At 69.5% G+C, this 18502-nt stretch carries 17 protein-coding genes; 1 reads left to right on the forward strand and 16 read right to left on the reverse strand.

The window, feature by feature from the left end:
- Positions 1 to 214: 214 nt before the first annotated feature.
- The 16 genes from VF746_23410 to ndhC all read right to left on the reverse strand — a co-directional run bounded on the left by VF746_23410 (position 215) and on the right by ndhC (position 17611).
- Positions 215 to 574 (reverse strand): hypothetical protein, encoded by a 360-nt coding sequence (locus VF746_23410; GenBank protein ID HEX8695380.1) that lies wholly within the window; start codon positions 572 to 574, stop codon positions 215 to 217.
- A 142-nt stretch (positions 575 to 716) separates the two neighbouring features.
- Positions 717 to 1766 carry an alpha/beta hydrolase gene (locus VF746_23415; GenBank protein HEX8695381.1) on the reverse strand — a complete coding sequence of 350 codons (1050 nt, stop codon included), beginning with the start codon at positions 1764 to 1766 and terminating at the stop codon, positions 717 to 719.
- A gap of 147 nt (positions 1767 to 1913) precedes the next feature.
- Positions 1914 to 3491: an NADH-quinone oxidoreductase subunit N gene (locus tag VF746_23420; GenBank protein HEX8695382.1), complete on the reverse strand. Its 1578-nt coding sequence runs from the start codon at positions 3489 to 3491 to the stop codon at positions 1914 to 1916.
- Positions 3488 to 5122, reverse strand: a complete 1635-nt coding sequence (locus VF746_23425) for an NADH-quinone oxidoreductase subunit M (GenBank protein ID HEX8695383.1) — start codon at positions 5120 to 5122, stop codon at positions 3488 to 3490. Before VF746_23425 ends, VF746_23420 begins: the two co-directional genes overlap by 4 nt.
- Before the next feature lie 19 nt (positions 5123 to 5141).
- Entirely contained in the window at positions 5142 to 7556 is a 2415-nt protein-coding gene (nuoL, locus tag VF746_23430; protein ID HEX8695384.1) for an NADH-quinone oxidoreductase subunit L, read from the reverse strand.
- A 4-nt stretch (positions 7557 to 7560) separates the two neighbouring features.
- Positions 7561 to 7866: an NADH-quinone oxidoreductase subunit NuoK gene (gene nuoK, locus VF746_23435; protein HEX8695385.1), complete on the reverse strand. Its 306-nt coding sequence runs from the start codon at positions 7864 to 7866 to the stop codon at positions 7561 to 7563.
- Positions 7867 to 7873: 7 nt separating this feature from the next.
- Positions 7874 to 8395, reverse strand: a complete 522-nt coding sequence (locus VF746_23440) for an NADH-quinone oxidoreductase subunit J (GenBank protein ID HEX8695386.1) — start codon at positions 8393 to 8395, stop codon at positions 7874 to 7876.
- Between the two features lie 250 nt (positions 8396 to 8645).
- Positions 8646 to 9143 (reverse strand): NADH-quinone oxidoreductase subunit I, encoded by a 498-nt coding sequence (locus VF746_23445; GenBank protein ID HEX8695387.1) that lies wholly within the window; start codon positions 9141 to 9143, stop codon positions 8646 to 8648.
- Between the two features lie 6 nt (positions 9144 to 9149).
- Positions 9150 to 10487, reverse strand: coding sequence for an NADH-quinone oxidoreductase subunit NuoH (gene nuoH, locus VF746_23450; GenBank protein ID HEX8695388.1), 1338 nt, complete (start codon positions 10485 to 10487; stop codon positions 9150 to 9152).
- Positions 10488 to 10627: 140 nt separating this feature from the next.
- Positions 10628 to 12241: a molybdopterin-dependent oxidoreductase gene (locus tag VF746_23455; protein HEX8695389.1), complete on the reverse strand. Its 1614-nt coding sequence runs from the start codon at positions 12239 to 12241 to the stop codon at positions 10628 to 10630.
- Positions 12242 to 12261: 20 nt separating this feature from the next.
- A complete protein-coding gene (gene nuoF / locus VF746_23460) occupies positions 12262 to 13581 on the reverse strand; it encodes an NADH-quinone oxidoreductase subunit NuoF (GenBank protein HEX8695390.1) in 1320 nt (439 codons plus the stop codon).
- Positions 13582 to 13718: 137 nt separating this feature from the next.
- On the reverse strand, positions 13719 to 14405 hold the full coding sequence (locus tag VF746_23465; GenBank protein ID HEX8695391.1) for an NAD(P)H-dependent oxidoreductase subunit E: 687 nt from the start codon (positions 14403 to 14405) through the stop codon (positions 13719 to 13721).
- A complete protein-coding gene (nuoD, locus tag VF746_23470; GenBank protein HEX8695392.1) occupies positions 14402 to 15691 on the reverse strand; it encodes an NADH dehydrogenase (quinone) subunit D in 1290 nt (429 codons plus the stop codon). The genes VF746_23465 and nuoD overlap by 4 nt, the downstream gene beginning before the upstream one ends.
- A gap of 1 nt (position 15692) precedes the next feature.
- Positions 15693 to 16427, reverse strand: coding sequence for an NADH-quinone oxidoreductase subunit C (locus tag VF746_23475; protein HEX8695393.1), 735 nt, complete (start codon positions 16425 to 16427; stop codon positions 15693 to 15695).
- Between the two features lie 90 nt (positions 16428 to 16517).
- Entirely contained in the window at positions 16518 to 17264 is a 747-nt protein-coding gene (nuoB, locus tag VF746_23480) for an NADH-quinone oxidoreductase subunit NuoB (protein ID HEX8695394.1), read from the reverse strand.
- A complete protein-coding gene (gene ndhC, locus VF746_23485; GenBank protein ID HEX8695395.1) occupies positions 17255 to 17611 on the reverse strand; it encodes an NADH-quinone oxidoreductase subunit A in 357 nt (118 codons plus the stop codon). Before ndhC ends, nuoB begins: the two co-directional genes overlap by 10 nt.
- Before the next feature lie 240 nt (positions 17612 to 17851).
- Here ndhC and dcd point away from each other — a divergent pair, with 240 nt between their 5' ends.
- On the forward strand, positions 17852 to 18406 hold the full coding sequence (dcd, locus tag VF746_23490; protein HEX8695396.1) for a dCTP deaminase: 555 nt from the start codon (positions 17852 to 17854) through the stop codon (positions 18404 to 18406).
- The last annotated feature ends 96 nt before the right edge of the window (positions 18407 to 18502 follow it).

Genomic DNA, 18502 nt, shown 5'->3' on the forward strand with positions numbered 1-18502 from the left:
CTGAAAAGGTCTCACACAGAGGGCACAGAGAACACAGAGGAACAGCGGAGAGATTGAAGTTCTCTCCGTGTCCTCCGTGTCCTCTGTGTGATGCCAATCTGTTTCTCGCGAACCAGAACAATGCTCGGAAACGTGGTATGACAGCACCGGACACGAAAGACCCGTCCCTCCCCGGTGCTCCGGAGAGGGACGGGCCGCATCGGTGACGACCGGTCTACCGCTGCGCCTTCGGCGCCGTGTCGCGTCGCGTGGGGGCCGCCGGCGCCGGTGCGGGAGCGGACGGAGTGGTGTCGTTGTTCTGCGCGCCGGCGGGGGTGGAGTCGGCGCTCCCCAGGTTCTCCACGTGGATGCCGGCGTCGGCGATCCCGCTGCGGGCGGCCTCCTCGGGGGTCATCGCCTTGGCCTCCGCCTGCACTTGGCTGGTCGAGAGCCCGTCCGCCCAGTCCTTGTTGGTGGTGTCGACGTCCACCGCCGCCCCGGCCTGCTCGTCGCCGCCGCCCCGGTCGCACCCCGCCGCCAGCAGCGCCGTGGCGAGGACGAGGGCGTACCGCGCGTGCCGTCTCAGTTCCGTCATCGCCTCAACGCTCCGTTCGTGGGGAACATCTCAGTGCGAAGTCCTGAGTGCGAAGTGCGGAAAACCGGCAGGCCGCACCTCGCGCTTCGTACTGCCTCCGGATTCGCACTTCGCACCTCGCACTTCGCACTTCGCACTTTCCCTACTCCGCCGCCCGCCGCGGCGCCCCGTCCAGCTGCTCGTGGAACTCGCGGACGCGCTGCACCACCTCGCGGGCGCGCTCCCAGTGCGGCAGCGCACCGGTGGGCAGGCCCACCACCGTCACGTTCGGGCGCGTCTCCAGCTCGGGGAGCCCGGTGAAGCTCTCCAGCCGCCGGCTCTCCACCGTGCCGTGGATGATCAGCACCGGCTGGCGCAGGCGCTTGAACGTCTCCAGCGCCTCCTCGGGGAACATCCGGCCGCTCAGGAAGTCGTCCAGCGGCCGCGGCGCGCCCTCCACCCGCGCCGTCTGCGCCCCGAAGTCCACGTACTCCTCGGGAACGCCGAACTCCGGGGTGAACAGGTTCTCGCGCGCGAACTCGAAGAGCGCCTCGGGGGTGGTGAGCCGGTCGTAGAAGGCGCGCTGCACCCCGGGCAGGGTGAAGAGGAGCCGCCTCCACCCCCGCCCGATCTCCGCCGGCTCGCCGCCCAGCCCCGCCGGCTCGACCGCCACCAGTGAGCGGATCAGGTCCGGCCGCCGCCGCGCCACCTCCGCCGCGTACGTGGCCCCCAGCGACAGGCCCACCACGTCGGCGCCCCCCGCCGGGCGGATCACCCGCTCCAGGAAGTGCTCGAGCTGGTCCTCCAGCACGTCGGGCGTGTAGTCGATGTCGGGGCGGTCGCTGTGCCCGAAGCCGATCCACTCCAGCGCGTGCACCGGCCGCTCGCGCTCGCGCAGGAAGGCCCGGGCCAGCGGCCGCATCTCGTGCGCCGAGGCCACCGCGTTGATCGAGTGCAGCAGCACCAGGGGGTGGCCGCGCCCCTCGCGCGTGTAGTAGGCGTAGTGCACGTCGCCCCAGGGGACGTACTCGATGCGCATCCCCAGCGCGTTCGGCAGCTCGGTGACCGGCTTGCGGCGCCCGCGCCCGGCCCCCAGCAGGTACACGGCGTACGCCGCCGCGGCGGCCGCGGTGAGCCCCGCCGCCGCCGTGCCGGCCTTGCCGAACGGCCACCGGCCCTTCGCCTCCTTCCCCTCCTCCTCGTGCTGGTCCATCGATCCGTGCCGGGTGCTGAGTGCCGGGTGCCTGAGTACGAAAGTACGAAAGTACGAGAGTACGGAACCACGCTACTCCACGCAGCCTTCGTACCTCGTACTTTCGTACCTCCGTACTTCCGTGCTTTCCCGCGTGCTTTCTCCGCTTCAGGGCGCGCGCGCCACGGGGGCCGTCGGGGACGTCGGAGACGGCGCGGCCGGCGTCGTCGTCTGCCCGGAGGTGGCCCAGAGCGAGCCGGCGCTCGTGCGCGCCCACCGCATCGGCAGGTTCCCCGCGAAGAAGAGCGCCACCACCAGCACCGCCGCCACCCCCGCCGCCACCCACGCCGGGCGCGACAGGCGCGCCGCGTGGTGCTCGCCGGCCGCGCGGGGGGAGCGCATGTACATCACCACCACGATGCGCAGGTAGTAGAAGTACGACACCAGCGAGGTGAGCACCAGCACCACCGCCAGCATGGTGAGCCCGTTGGCCACGGCCGCGCGGATGATGTACAGCTTGCCCAGGAACCCCGCCGTGAGCGGGAAGCCCGCCAGCGACAGCAGGAACACCGAGAAGACCGCCGCCAGCGCCGGCTTCTCGGCCGCGAAGCCCTGCCAGTCCTCCAGCGCCACCCGCTCCTCGCCGTCCTCGCGCGAGTTGGCGATCACCACCGCGAACGCCCCCGCCGTCATCAGCGTGTACACCAGCAGGTAGAAGAGGAACGCCGCCGCCCCCTCGCCGCCCCGGATCGCCAGCAGCGCCACCAGCAGGTACCCCGCGTGCGCGATCGACGAGTACGCCAGCATCCGCTTGACGCTCCCCTGCGTCATCGCGATCAGGTTGGCGCCCACCATGGTGGCCATCGCCACCGCCGCCCCGATCTGCACCCACTGGTCGTACGCCCCCTGGAACCCCACCAGGAACACGCGGATGAACGCCGCGAACGCCGCCGCCTTCACCCCCGTGGACATCAGCGAGGTGATCGGCGTGGGCGCGCCGTCGTACGCGTCGGGGGTCCACATGTGGAACGGCACCGCCGCCACCTTGAAGCCGAACCCCACCATCAGGAGCCCCATCCCCGCCAGCAGCATCGGCGTCATCGGCACCGCGCGCGCCAGCACCAGGCTGCCGATGGTGGGCACGTCGCTGCTCCCCGTGGCCCCCCAGGTGAGCGCGATCCCGAACAGGAAGAAGGCGCTGGAGAAGGCGCCCAGCAGGAAGTACTTGAGGCTCGCCTCGGCGCTCCGGGCGTCCAGCCGGTCGAAGCCCACCAGGACGTACACCGCCACCGACATCAGCTCCAGCGCGATGAACACCATGATCAGGTCGCGCGCGCCGGCCATCAGCATCATCCCCAGCGCCGCGAAGAGCACCAGCGCGTGGTACTCGCCGCGGTTCAGCCCCCGGCGGTCCAGGTACCCCGCCGACATCAGCAGCGTGAGCGCCGCCGAGCCCAGGATCACGAAGTTGGCGAACACCCGGAACGGGTCCATCGCCACCATCGCCGCGCGCCCGTCCACCGCCACCGGCGGGCCCAGCAGGAAGGCGTTGGCGACCGCCGCCGCCAGGAGCCCCGCCAGCGACAGCCACCCCACCACGGGGCGCGACGGCCCGGCGCGGTCGCCCTTGAGCGCCACGTCCACCACCAGCACCAGCATCGCCCACGCGGCCAGCACGATCTCGGGGAGGAGCGGCCAGAAGTACTCGGCGGCGGGCGCCGCCACGGGGAGCGTCGCCTGCATCATCGCGCCCCCCCGTCCTCCGCCGCCGCGCCCGCGGTCGACGCCACCACCGGCGCGTCCGGCACCTCGGGCGCCCGGCGGTCGTGCTGCACCTGGGCCAGGATGTGCTGGGCGGCCGGCTCCATGCGCTCCAGGAACGGCTTCGGGTACAGCCCGATCCAGAGGATGAGCGCCACCAGCGGCAGCAGCACCGCCAGCTCGCGCCCGTTCAGGTCGGGGATGGTGCGGTTGGCGGGCCTGGACAGCGCGTTGAAGGCCACCTTCTGCACCATCGGCAGCATGTAGTAGGCGGCCAGGATCACCCCCAGCGCCGCCGGCAGCGCGAACCACGGCTGCGAGCCGAAGGCGCCCACCAGCACCAGGAACTCGCCCACGAAGCCGCTGGTGGTGGGCAGGCCCACGCTGGCCATCCCCGCGAACACCAGCATCGCGGCCAGGAGCGGCACCGAGGCCGCCAGCCCGCCGAAGTCGTCGATCTCGTAGGTGTGGCGCCGCTCGTACATCATCCCCAGCAGGAAGAAGAGCATGGGCGTGGAGAGCCCGTGCCCGATCATCACCAGGAGCGCCCCCTGCATCCCCTGCAGGTTGTACGCGAAGATCCCCATGATCACGAAGCCCAGGTGCGCCACCGAGGTGTACGCCACCAGCTTCTTGGCGTTGGGCTGGGCGGCCGCCACCAGCGCCGTGTACAGGATCCCCACCAGCCCCAGCGCCATCGCCCAGGTGACGATCACCCGGTGGTCCGACACGTACGGGAAGAGCGGCACCCCGAAGCGGATGAAGCCGTAGGTCCCCATCTTCAGCAGCACCCCCGCCAGGATCACCGAGCCCGCCGTGGGCGCCTGCACGTGCGCGTGCGGCAGCCAGGTGTGGAAGGGGAAGACCGGCACCTTGATGGCGAACGCCAGCGCGAACGCCAGGAAGAGGTACAGCTGCTGGCGCGCCGTGAGCGCCAGGCCCAGGAAGTCGAAGTACGAGAAGCTCGGCACCCCGCTGAGCGAGTACTGCTTCCAGAAGAGCCAGAGGATCGCCACCAGCATCAGCAGCGAGCCCACCGTGGTGAAGAGGAAGAACTTCACCGCCGCGTACACGCGCTCCCTCCCGCCCCAGATCCCGATCAGGAAGTACATCGGGATCAGCATCACCTCCCAGAACACGTAGAAGAGGAACATGTCGAGCGCCAGGAAGACGCCCACCACGCCCGAGGTGAGCGCCAGCAGCGACGCGTAGAAGCCGCGCTGGCGGTCGCGGATGTACGTCCACGACCCCAGCACCATCAGCGGCAGGAGGAGCGTGGTGAGCAGCACCATGAACAGCGAGATGCCGTCCATCCCGATGCGGTAGTGGATCCCCCAGTCGCCGAACCACACGTAGTCGGCGCAGTTCTGGAACAGGGGCACCTGCCGCACCTCCGTCTTCGCGAGCCCGGCCACCGCCGTCATCTGGCACGTCGTCGGGGCGCCCGGCCGCACGGCCCAGAAGAGCGGCACCGAGGCCAGGAACTCGATGATCCCGGCGGCGAGCGCCACCCGCTTGGCGTGCCTCTCCCCCGCCAGCCAGGCCGCGAGCGCGGCCACCAGCGGGAAGAAGATCAGGAAGGTCAGGATCCCGTGACCCCGGAGAATGTCGTCCACGTCCCTTTGGCTCCCGCCGTCAGAAGGCCACGAAGCTGCCGAGCACCAGCAGCACGCCCACCACCAGCACCACGGCGTAGGTGTTGAGCTGCCCCGTCTGCAGCCGCCCCAGCGCCAGCCCCACCGCCTGCGAGGTGCGCCCCGCGAAGTCCACCAGGCCGTCGATGAGCCCCATGTCGAGCCGCGCGAAGGAGCGCGCCAGGCCGTGCGTCGGGCGCACCACCACGCGGTCGTACAGCTCGTCCACGTACCACTTGTTGTACAGCACCCGCTCGGGCGTCCCCCGGTACGCCGGCTCGGCGGCCGCGTCGCCGATCCGCCGCGCCTTCGGCCCGATCAGCAGCCAGGCGGCCAGCAGCCCGCCCAGGCCGATGGCGATGGCGAAGAAGATCGGCCAGGGGGCGTGCTCGGGCTCGGCCAGCTCGCCCAGGTTGGCGCGCACCACGGCGTCGGCGGGGGCCAGCACCGGGTGCAGCCACTCGTGCAGCGCCGCGCCCTGCCCGAAGTCGAAGGCGCTCACCAGCGGCACCCGCGGGTCCACGTTCAGGAAGCCGCCCACCGTCGACAGGATGGCGAGCACGACGAGCGGCAGGGTGAGCGTCCAGTCGCCCTCGTGCAGGTGCCTCTTCTCCTCGTCGCCCGTGCGGTTGGGCCCCAGGAAGGTGTAGATCATCATGCGGCCCATGTAGAAGGCCGTCATGAAGGCGGTGACGGAGAGCACGGCCCAGATGAAGCCCATCCAGGCGCTCCCCGGGATCCCGAACAGCCGGGCCTGCGAGAACGGGTTGTGCCCCTCCGCGCCGAGCAGCGCCGCGCCGATGATCTCGTCCTTGGAGAAGAAGCCGGCGAAGGGCGGCACCCCCGAGATCGCCAGCGTGGCGATGGCCATGGTGGCGAAGGTGACGGGGAGGTACTTCCCGAGCCCGCCCATGTTGCGCATGTCCTGCGCGTCGGCGGGGTTGTGCGTGGCGTGCAGGGCGTGGTGCATGGCGTGGATCACCGCGCCCGAGCCCAGGAAGAGGCAGGCCTTGAAGAAGGCGTGCGTCATCAGGTGGAACATCCCCGCCACGTACGCCCCCAGCCCCACCGCCACGAACATGAAGCCGAGCTGACTGACGGTGGAGTACGCCAGCACCTTCTTGATGTCCCACTGCTTGAGGCCGATGGTGGCCGCGAAGATCGCCGTGAGCGCGCCGACGAGCGCCACGACGAGCGAGGCGGACGGCGCCAGCATGTAGAGGACCGACGAGCGGGCCACCAGGTACACGCCCGCCGTCACCATGGTGGCCGCGTGGATCAGCGCGGACACCGGCGTGGGGCCGGCCATGGCGTCGGGGAGCCAGACGTAGAGCGGGATCTGCGCGCTCTTGCCCACGGCGCCCAGGAAGAGGAAGAGGGCGACCGCGGTGGCCACCGGCGTGGCGTAGCCCAGCGCCTCGGGCGCGTCGGCGAAGACGCTCACGAAGTCGAGCGAGCGCACGTTCCAGAACAGCAGGAACATGGCGATCAGGAAGCCGAAGTCGCCGATGCGGTTGACGATGAACGCCTTCTTCCCCGCGTCGGCGTTCGCCTTCTCCCTGAACCAGAAGCCGATCAGCAGGTACGAGCAGAGCCCCACCCCCTCCCAGCCGACGAACATCACCGGGTAGTTGGCCCCCAGGACCAGGGTGAGCATGAAGAACACGAAGAGGTTCAGGTACGCCATGTAGCGCGGGTACCCGGGGTCCTCCTTCATGTAGCCGACCGAGAACAGGTGGATGAACGCGCCCACGCCCGTCACCACCAGCGCCATCAGCATGGAGAGCTGGTCGAGCTGCAGCGCGGCGCCCACCTGCAGGCTCCCCACCGGCATCCAGTCCCAGTACGAGTGCACCCACGGCGCCCCGGGGTGCGCCGCCCGCATGCGCAGGAAGTTGGCGACCGCCACCGCGAACGCCGCGAACAGCACCCCCGGCGCGATGAACGACGGCAGCACGTGCGTGAACGGCTTCGGCCCCGCCGGCGCGTGGTCGTGCGCGTCGTGGGCGTGATGCGCGTCGTGGACGTCGTGCGCCCCGTGGGCATGATGCGCGTCGTGGGCGGGATGCGCCTCGTCCGCGTGGTCCGCGGCCGCGGCGTCCACCGGGTTGGGGCGGGTGCCGTGGTCGAGCGACTCCTGCTCGCTGGGCTCGGCGCCGGCCGTGGCGTAGACGTGCGCGTCCACGTGGGCGCGCCCCGGCTCGGGCTCGTGCGCGTGGTCGTAGAATGGGTCGCCCACGGGCGGCAGCTTCGGCAGCGCGCGCCGGGCGGCGATCACCGAGAGCGCGCCGTTCAGCACGAAGCCGAGCAGGGGGAGGACGACGATGAGCCACGGGGCCACGGGCTCGAACGCGCCGTGCGCGCCTTCCGCGGCGGCGGCCGCCCCGTGCGCGGCCTCCTGGAGGAGGATCAGCATCGGCCTACCACCGGAGCAGGCTGAAGTTCTTCACGTCCACCGAGTCCTTGTGCCGGAAGACGGCGATCATGATGGCGAGCCCCACCGCGGCCTCGGCGGCGGCCACGGCGATCACGAAGAAGACGAACACCTGGCCCTGCACCCCCGCGTACGGCGAGAGCGCCACGAACGCCAGGTTCACGGCGTTGAGCATCAGCTCCACGCACATGAACAGCACGATGGCGTTCCTGCGCACCATCACCCCCGCCACGCCGATGGCGAAGAGGATGGCGGAGAGGCCCAGCGAGTACTCGAGCGGGATGGTTTCCATCGGCGTTTCAGACCTTCCGCTTGGCGAGGACCACCGCGCCCACCACGGCCACCAGCAGCAGGATGGCGGTGGCCTGCAGCGGGACGACGTACGTGGTGTAGAGCGGCTCGGCGATGACGCCGACCACGCCGCGCTCGGCCTGGGCGTTCAGGAGCGCCTGCGCCCCCGCCTCGCGGCCCAGCTGCGGCTGCACGCCGCCGGCGAACACGCGGGCCAGGAGCGCCACGATGAGGAGCCCGGCGCCGCCGGCCATCACCTGCACCCCCGTGCCGCGGATGTCGTCCTCGTAGTCGCTGCCCAGGTTCAGCAGCATGATGACGAAGAGGAAGAGCACCATGATGGCGCCCGCGTACACCAGGATCTGGACGATCCCGATGAAGAAGGCGCCGAGCAGCGTGTAGATGGCGGCCACGGAGAAGAACGTCCCGATGAGCCAGATGGCGCAGGCCACGGGGTTCCTGCGCGTGACCATGGCCAGCGCGCTCCCCGCCGCGCACGCCGCGAAGAAGAAGAACAGGATCTGGGTCACACCCATCGCTTCGGCCTTTCGAAGCCGGACGAACCCCGGGTCTGTTCGGATCGGCCGAACCCCGGGGCGAATGAATTCGCTGCAACAACGACACGAAGTCCGCCTGCGCGGACTGACCCAGCGCGATCCCGACCCTCCACGCGGGCAAGGCAGGCCTCGCGCTTACGCAATCCCGATCACGCGCCAGTGCGAAGCAGTTCCGTACCTCGTACCAACGCACTTTCGCACTTCCGCACTCACGCACTCGCCGTTACTCCCCCGCCGGATCGCTCGGGTCCCACAGCAGCGTCGACGGGTGCTGCTGCGCCATCAGCCGGTCGAGGTCGTAGACGAAGCCCTCGCGCGTGTACTCGGCGTTCTCGTAGTGCTGGCCCACGTGGATCGCCTCCACGGGGCACACCTCCTGGCACATCCCGCAGAAGATGCAGCGGAACTCGTCGATCTCGTAGACGATCGGGTAGCGGTTCCCCTGGTCGTCCTCGCCCGGCACCAGCTTGATGCAGTTGGCCGGGCAGATGGTGGGGCACAGGCCGCACGCCACGCACTTGGGGCGCCCGTCCTCGTGCCGCTCCATCACGTGCGTCCCCCGCCAGCGCGGGGAAAGCTCCTTCTTCTGGTCGGGGTACTGGATGGTGACCTTCTTCGGGTCCACCATGTGGCGGAAGGTCAGCGCCATCCCCTTGAGCGTGGCCCGGATGTAGCTCGACTTCCGGACCGGCCGCCTCATCACCTTCACGTTGATCGCCATGTCGCTTCAGCCCGCCCGTTGGTTGGCAGCGGCGGGCTCCACCGGCACCCGCCGCACCTCGGCCCGGCGCCGCGCCAGCTCGCGCGCGTGCGTGCGCTTCTCTTCCAGCGAGCCGCTCCCGGAGAGCGTGTGCCCGCGGTCCATCACCCAGAGCACCACCGCCAGCATCGCCGCGTTCACCGCGGTCAGCACCAGCCCGTAGAGCGGCACGAAGCCCCAGTACAGCCGCGTCATCTCCACCCCGAAGCCGTCCAGCGCCAGCACCGTGGCCGCCGTCACCACCACCACGGCCAGCGCCGCCGGGAGCATGATCTTCCACCCCAGGTCCATCACCTGGTCGTAGCGGAAGCGCGGCACCGTCCAGCGCACCAGCATGAAGACCATGATGAAGAAGAAGGTCTTCAGCGCGAAGGCGCCGAAGGTGAGCAGCGTCTTCCACCACGCCGGCTCGGCGCCGATCCACTGGCCGTTCGCGAAGCCCAGCATGTCGTCGCCCTGCCAGCCGGGGATGTCCCACCCGCCCAGGAAGAGCGTGGCCATCAGCGCCGACACGGTGAGCACGTGCGCGTACTCGGCGATGAAGAACATGGAGAACTTCATCGACGAGTACTCGGTGTGGTAGCCGGTGACCAGCTCGCTCTCGGCCTCGGGGAGGTCGAAGGGGAGCCGGTTGGTCTCGGCGAAGCTGGAGATCCAGAAGAAGAAGAAGGAGACCGAGAGCGGGAGCGCGAACCACAGGTTCATGGCCTGCTGCGTCCACACCACCTCGGGGAGCCCCACGTTGCCGCTCAGGAAGAACACCGACATCAGCGACAGCCCGAGCGCGATCTCGTAGCTGATCATCTGCGCGCCGGCGCGCAGTCCCCCCAGCAGCGCGTACTTGTTGAAGCTGGCCCACCCGGCGATCACGAGCCCGTAGACGCCGAGCGAGGAGAGCGCCAGCAGGAAGAGGATGCCCACCGGCACGTCGGCCACGATCATCGGCAGCACGCCCCAGCGCGTGGGCAGGGGCGAGGCGAAGGGGATCACCGCGAAGGTGACCAGCGCGGGGATGATGGAGAGCATGGGGGCCAGCACGAAGAACACCCGGTTGGCCTCGGAGGGGTTGGTCTCCTCCTTGAGGATGTTCTTCACCCCGTCGGCGGCGGGCTGCAGGAGGCCGCCGGGGCCCACGCGGTTGGGGCCCAGCCGGTCCTGCATCCACGCGCTCACCTTGCGCTCCAGCAGCGTGAGCATCGCCACCACCACCATCACCACGGTGAAGACGGCGAGCACCTTCACCGCGGAGAGCCAGACGTAGGCGCTCCCGTCGACCGGTTTCAGTCCCTCGATCGCTGCCTGCATACGCCCCAGTGCGAAGTGCTAAGTGCGAAGTCCTTAGTGCTTAGTCCTTAGTGTGTTAGTGCTCCGTCCCACGTCCCCGTCTCGCAACCGGACGAACTAAGGACTAAATCACTAAGGACTAAGGACTGAGGACTAAATCACTAATCCCCAGCCTGCGCGAACGACCCCAGCACCGCCCCCTGCTGCCCCAGCTCGCCCCAGGAGAGCGCGGCGAACGCGGGGCTCACCTCCCCCAGCGCGTGGAAGGCGTCGGAGGCGGTGGCCACGGCGGAGGCGTCGCTGATCCCGGCCAGCAGCACGCCCAGGATCTGCCACGCCGGCCGCGCCATCCCCGGCGCCTGCAGCGCGGGCCAGAAGCGCTGCACCCGCCGCTGCACGTTGGTGAACGTCCCCTCCATCTCCGCGAACGTGGTCGCCGGGAGCACGAAGTGGGCGTTGCGCGCGGCGGCCCCCATGAAGTGGCCGATGTAGACGAAGAGCCGCGACGGGCGCCCGAAGCCCTCGCCCCCGTCCGCCAGCTCGTCGCCCAGCACGAACAGCTTCCCCTCGTAGCTGCCCGGCTCCACCAGCCCGCCCAGCCCGTCCGCCCCGCCCGCGCGGCTGAAGCCGAACGCCTCGGCGCCCATGACGTTGGCGGCGCGGTCGCGGCGCAGCGCCAGCGTGGGGAACCCGGGGAGGACGACTTCCTCGCCCTCCTCGCAGCGGTAGACGCCGGTGCCGCCGCCGGTCACGTCCATCACCCGGCGCAGCATCCCCAGGTCTTCGTTGGCCATGAACGGGGAGACGACGGCGCGCGCCTCGCCCAGCGGGCCCTCCTCGAGCGCCGCGGCCAGGCGGGTGAGCGCCTCGCTCCACGAGACGGGGACGAAGCGGTCGCCGTCGCGCACCAGCGGGGCCTCGATGCGGCCGCCGCGGTTGATCCACTCGTAGTTCAGGCGGCCGAAGTCGCACATCCAGTGCGAGTTGACCTCGGGGTTGGGGCGCGGCTTGATGCGCTGCACCAGGTTGTCGCGCGTCTCCAGGCGCACGTTGCACCCCTGCGAGCAGTTGGGGCAGATCGAGGGAGTCCGGTCCAGGTCCCACGCCCGCGCCTTGTGCAGGAAGTCCTTGCTGACCAGCGCGCCCACCGGGCAGATGTCGACGATGTTGTCGGCCCAGAGGTTCCCGTCCAGCCCCTCGTCGAAGAAGGTGTCGATGACGTTCCTGTGCCCGCGCTGCACCACCGCCAGCCGCTCGTCCTGCGCGACCTCGCGCATGAAGCGCACGCAGCGGGTGCACATCACGCAGCGGTCGGCGTAGAAGAGCACGTCGCCGCCGAAGTCGTCGCGCCCCAGCACCCGCTTGGGCTCCTTGGAGCGGCCCATCGCCGGGCCCTCGGCGCTCACGTAGTCCTGCAGCTTGCACTCGCCCGACTGGTCGCAGACGGGGCAGTCGAGCGGGTGGTTCACCAGGTAGAACTCCAGCACCCCCTCCCTCGCCTTGAGCGCCTTCTCGCTCTCGGTGAGGATCACCTGGCCGTCGGCCACCGTCCCCGTGCAGGCGGGGACCAGCTTGGGCGCCTTCTCCACCTCCACCAGGCACATGCGGCACTGCGCGGGCGCCGAGAGCCCCGGGTGGTAGCAGTAGTGCGGCACGTCCACCCCGGCCATCGCGCAGGCGTCCAGGATCCGCGTCCCCTTGGGGACGGTGATCTCCATACCGTCGACGGTGACGTTGACGGTCTCGGGGGCGGGGGTCGGGTTCGCGTCGGCCATCTACGCTTGCTTTCCTCTGGTCAGCGGACGCCGAGCGGGGCGCCGACGTTCGAAGCCGACGCGAGCGCCGGCCCCCTCATCAGCGCCTCGTAGTCCGCGCGGAACTTCTCGATCGAGGAGACGATCGGCGCGGCCGCCGCGTCGGAGAGCACGCAGATCGTCTTCCCCGTCATGTTGTCGGAGATCTGCAGCAGCGTGTCCAGGTCGTCGGGCTCGCCGCGGCCGTTCTCGATGCGGCGCAGGATCTTGGCCGCCCACGCCGTCCCCTCGCGGCAGGGGGTGCACTGGCCGCAGCTCTCGTGGGCGTAGAAGTCCACCATGCGGCGCACGGCCTTGACGATGTTGGTGGTGTCGTCCATCACGATCACCGAGCCGCACCCCAGCATGGTCCCGGCCGCCGCCATCGCCTCGTAGTCCATCCCGATGTCCAGCTCGTCGCCGGTGAGGATGGGGACCGAGCTGCCGCCCGGGATCACCGCCTTGATCGGCCGCCCCGACGGGGTGCCGCCGCAGACGTCGTAGATGAACTCCTTGAAGTTGAAGCCCATCTCCATCTCGTAGTTGCCGGGCCGCTTCACGTGGCCCGAGACGCAGAAGAGCTTGGTGCCGGTGCTCTTCTCCGTCCCCCACTGCTTGTACCACTCGGCGCCGTTCTGCACGATGTGCACGGCGGCGATCAGGCTCTCGACGTTGTTGACGGCCGTGGGGCCGCGGAAGGCGCCGGAGATGGCCGGGTAGGGCGGCTTGATGCGCGGCTCGCCGCGGCGCCCCTCCAGCGAGTTCAGCAGCCCCGTCTCCTCGCCGCAGATGTAGGCGCCCGCGCCGATGTGGAGCGTGATGTCGAGGTCGACGCCGCTGCCCAGGACGTTCTTGCCGCAGTAGCCGGCCGCGTACGCCTCCTCGATGGCCTTCGCCATGATCTGCGTGGCCTCGAAGAACTCGCCGCGCACGTAGATGTAGGCGTGCTCGGCGTGGATGGCGTAGCAGCCGATCAGGCAGCCTTCGACCAGCGCGTGCGGCGTCCACCGCATCAGCTCGCGGTCCTTGAAGGTGCCGGGCTCGCTCTCGTCGGCGTTGCAGACCAGGTAGTGGGGCTTGCCCGGCTCCTTCTTGGGCATGAAGCTCCACTTGAGCCCCGTGGCGAAGCCGGCGCCGCCGCGCCCGCGCAGCCCGGAGTCCTTCACGGTCTGCACGACGGCCGCGCGGTCCATCTGGAGCGCCTTGCGCAGCGCCTGGTAGCCGCCCCGCTGCTCCCACCCTTGAAGGGTGCGCGCCTCGGGGTCGCCGAAGTACTTCGAGATGAGCCGGACTTCGCTCGGGTGCGAGTAGGGATACGCCATTCGTCGCTCTGGTCGGACTGCGGTCCTGAGTGCTTTAGTCCTTAGTCCTTAGTGCCAAGTCCTATGCGCCTGCGCCCTTCCGTTCACTAACACACTAAGGACTAAGCACTTAGGACTCAGCACTCAGCACTTTCCGTTCACGTCAGCACCTCGAGCACCCGCGGCACGTCCTCCGGCCGCACGTTCTCGAAGAAGCGCTCGTTGATCTGCACCGCGGTGGGGAAGCCGCACGCGCCCAGGCACTCCACCTCGATCACCGTCCACAGCCCGTTGGCGCTGGTCTCGCCCGGCTCGGTCCCCGTGTGCTTCAGGAACGCCTCCAGCACCGCCTCGCCGCCGCAGAGCTGGCAGCTGATGTTGGTGCACACCTGGATCAGGTACTTCCCCACCGGGCCCAGGTTGTACATGGTGTAGAAACTGGCCACCCCCCGCACGTACGCCGGCGGCACCCCCAGCCGCTCCGCCACCTCGTCCATCGTCTCCGGCGACAGGTGCCCGCGCACCTCGTGCGCGATGTGCAGCGCCGGAAGGAGCGCCGCCATCTTGTCCGGATACCGCGAGAGCACCTTCTGCAGCCGCTCCTCGTACGGGCCCGCGAAGACCGGCGCGCCGGGATCCTTCCCGGCCACCTGGTACGGGAGCGTCCCCGCGACGGAGGGGTGCCCGCCGTCCAGCGGACGCACGCCCACGTAGGAGAGGCCGCGCACCTGATCTTCGGTGAGGCTCGCGAACTCGCCGGTGTCGCCCGCGAAGCCGGGGTTCTGCTTCGCCTCGGGCCACGACGAGGGGGGCGGGTCGCTCACCCTGCCGGCCGCGTGGGTCATCGGTCGATCTCCCCCAGCACGATGTCGAGCGACGCGTTCACCGCGATCACGTCGGAGAGCAGCGCCCCCTCGATCATGTGCGGCAGCGCGGCGATGTTGATGAAGCTGGGGCCGCGCACCCGCCAGCGCACCGGCTTGCTGCCGCCGTCGGACACCACGTACATCCCCAGCTCGCCCTTGGACGACTCGACCGAGAACCAGCTCTCGCCGACGGGGGCGCGCACCCCCTCCATCACCACCTTGAAGTGGTGGATCATCGACTCCATGTCGTTCATCGCCGCCGTCTTGGGCGGCAGGATCACGCGTGGGTCGTCGACGTTGATCGGGCCGCCGGGGAGCCGGTCGATCGCCTGGCGGAGGAGGCGCACGCTCTGGCGCATCTCCTCCACGCGGCACAGGTAGCGGTCGTAGATGTCGCCGTGCTCGCCCACGGGGACGTCGAAGTCGTACGTCTCGTAGTCGTAGTACGGCCGGTCCTTGCGCACGTCGTAGGCGACGCCCGAGGCGCGCAGGTTCGGGCCCGAGAGGCCGAAGTTCACCGCCTCCTCGCCCGAGATCGTCCCCACGCCCTGGGTGCGGCCGATCCAGATGGCGTTGTTGGTGAGCAGCGTCTCGCACTCGTCGAGCACGGGGACGAAGCCGTCCAGGAACGCCCTGAGCTGGTCGATCCACCCCGCCGGCAGGTCGGCCATCATCCCGCCGATCCGAGTCGACGACGTGGTGATGCGCGCGCCGGTGAAGCGCTCGTGCAGGTCGTAGATCAGCTCGCGCTGCTGGAAGGTGTAGAGGAAGACGGTGAACGCCCCCAGGTCGATGGCCGTGGTGCCGAGCCACAACAGGTGGCTGAAGATGCGGTCCAGCTCCATGCAGATCACCCGCACCACCTTGCAGCGCTCGGTGACCTCCACCCCCATCAGCTTCTCCACCGCCATGGCGTAGGCGCAGTTGTAGATCAGCGGCGCCAGGTAGTCCATGCGGTCGGTGAGCGGCACCACCTGGTTCCAGTCGCGGTACTCGCCCAGCTTCTCGAAGGAGGAGTGCAGGTAGCCGATGTGCGGGATGCAGCGCACCACCGTCTCGCCGTCGAGTTCCAGCACCAGGCGCAGCACCCCGTGCGTGGCGGGGTGCTGCGGCCCGATGTTGATGAGCATGTGCTCGCCGGCGATGTCGTCGTGCACCTCGTACGCCTCGCCCTCCACCGGGACGATCGGCGCGTGCACCAGCGCGCCGCCCGGGGCGAGCTCCGGGTTGCGCGTGACGTTGTAGACCACCCGTTTCAGCGCCATCTCAGCCCGTCCCTCCCATGCCGCCGAACTGCCCCTGCTGGCCGCCCGTCTCCCCCTGGTTGAAGGGGTCGGGCACCGCCTGCCCCAGCAGGTCGGCGATCTCCAGCTCGCGCGGCGAGTAGTGGTCCTCGGTCTTCATCGAGAGCGCCCGCCGGGTCTGCTCGGCGCGCGAGAAGCGCCCGCGCAGGGGGAAGTCCTTCCGGAGCGGGTGCCCCTCGGCGTAGTTGTACGGCATCAGGATGCGGCGCAGGTCGGGGTGCCCCGCGAACACCACGCCGAACATGTCGAACACCTCGCGCTCCAGCCAGTCGGCGGCGCGCCAGAGGTGGTAGACGCTCCTGATCTCCAGGGCGGAGAGCGGGAGCTCGCACTTGACCCTGAGGTTCAGCCGGTTGGGGATCGACCAGAGCTGGTAGACCACCTGGATCTCCCGCCCGCCGCCGTAGTCCACCGCCGTGAGGTCCTGCAGGAAGTCGTAGCGGTGCCCGGGCGTGTCGCGCAGCCACCCCAGGATCTCCAGGTTCTGCTCCGCGGGGACGTAGACGATGTGCTCGTCGCCCGCGGTGACCTCGTGGCGCAGCACCGCGGAGCCGAACTCCTCCCGCAGCGCGTCCACGCTGGGGTGCGGCGGGAGGTCGCCCGCGGGGGGCGGCGCCCCTGTCGCCCCGGCGTCGGAGGGGCGGGGGCCCTGGTCGAGCCCCTCGAGCCCCTTCTTGAATGCGTCGCCGTCGCTCATCGAAGAAGTCCTTAGTGTTTTAGTGCTTAGTCCTTAGCGCGAGCCCGGTGTTGCCAAGCACTAAGGACTAAGGACTAAAACACTCGCAGTTCACGGCCTCCGGTCCGACACCCGCACCACCGCCCCCGTCGACACCAGTCCGCTCGCGCGGTTCTGGCTGGTCGAGTTGCCGAAGGGCGCGGTGATGTGGTTGACCACCTGCTCGGGGAGGTAGCTCCCCGTCTCCGGCAGCTCGTCCACGGCGTTCCACTCGTCCTCGCTGGTGGGCGCGGAGTTGCGGATCTTCTCCTGGATCATGAGGATGCCGTACATCAGCCCCTCGGGGCGCGGCGGGCAGCCGGGGACGTAGACGTCCACGGGGATGATGGTGTCGATCCCCTGCACCATGCTGTAGACGTCGAACACCCCGCCGCTGCTGGCGCAGGCGCCCATCGAGATGCACCACTTCGGGCTGGGCATCTGCTCCCAGATCTTCTTCAGCACCGGCGCCATCTTGTAAGAAACGCGGCCCGCGCAGATCAAGAGGTCGGCCTGGCGCGGCGAGAAGCTCATCCGCTCCATCCCGAAGCGGGCCAGGTCGTAGCGGGCGGCCGCCGTGGCCATCATCTCGATGGCGCAGCACGCCGTGCCGAACGGCATCGGCCACAGCGAGTTCATGCGCGCCCAGTTCACCACCGCGTCCAGCTTGGTGGTGAGGAAGCTCGGCTGGCCGGAGAAGATCCCGCCCTGCGCCAGCCCGGACTCCGCCGACTCCTTCTGCAGCGATCCCGGCGGGCCCTGGTGGACCACCGGGAGCGTGCTATCGCGATCGGTCGCGCCCGTGTCGCTCAGTCCCATTCCAGCGCTCCCTTCTTCCATTCGTAGACGAGCCCCACCGTGAGGATCACGATGAAGACCATCGCGGCGGCGAACCCCGTCCACCCCAGCGAGCGCATCGACACCGCCCAGGGGAGGAGGAACACCGTCTCCACGTCGAAGACGATGAACAGGATCGCCACCACGTAGAACTTCACCGAGAACCGCTCGCGCGTGCTCCCCAGCGGGATCATCCCGCTCTCGTACGGCGCCGCCTTGACCCTGGTCTGCTTCCCCGGGCTCAGCACCGTTGAGAGCACCACCATGAAGACGGCGTTGGCCACCGACACGGCCAGCAGGATCAGCACGGGGAGGTACGGCTTCAGCATCCGTCGGCGCCTCTCGCCAGCGAGCTTGTGAAATCCTTCACTTGTTTGGAGCCGGGGGCCAAGATACTGCCCGCGAGGGAGCAGTGTCAAGCGAAATGGCGGTCGTTTCCGGCCCTTGCCCCGCCCCCGCCCCGCGCGTACGTTCCCGGCGCGTCCGGCCGCTCCCGGTACCCCGGCTTTCGGCGTCCGTTCGCCCCGCGCGCGAAAAGGCCCTCCACCCCCTTCAAGTCTCGTTCCGCGATGAGCATACGCCCCGATACCTGGATCCGGCGGATGGCCCGCGAGCACGGCATGATCGAGCCGTTCGAGGACGCGCAGGTGCGCCAGGGCACCATCAGCTACGGCCTGTCGAGCTACGGCTACGACATGCGCGTGGCCGACGAGTTCAAGATCTTCACCAACGTCAACAACGCCATCGTCGACCCCAAGGCCTTCGACGAGAAGAGCTTCGTGCACTTCCAGGGCGAGATCTGCATCGTCCCTCCCAACTCCTTCGCCCTGGCGAGGTCGGTCGAGTATTTCAGGATTCCGCGGAACGTCATCACCCTCTGCGTGGGCAAGTCGACGTACGCGAGGTGCGGGATCATCACCAACGTCACGCCCTTCGAGCCCGAGTGGGAGGGCTACGTGACGCTGGAGATCAGCAACACCACGCCGCTCCCGGCGCGGATCTACGCCAACGAGGGGATCGCGCAGGTGATCTTCTTCGAGGGCGACGAAGGGCCCGAAGTGAGCTACCGCGACCGCAAGGGCAAGTACCAGGGGCAGGTGGGGGTGACTCCGCCGCGGCTCTGAGCTGTGCGCCGATGGGTTCGAAACGTGAATGGCACCCGGCGGGGGCTGGACGGCGGCCCGCGCCGGGTGAGATCTTTCCGGCCACCGTGCGCCACG

This window comes from Longimicrobium sp. (assembly GCA_036389795.1).
In the GTDB taxonomy this organism is placed as follows: domain Bacteria; phylum Gemmatimonadota; class Gemmatimonadetes; order Longimicrobiales; family Longimicrobiaceae; genus Longimicrobium.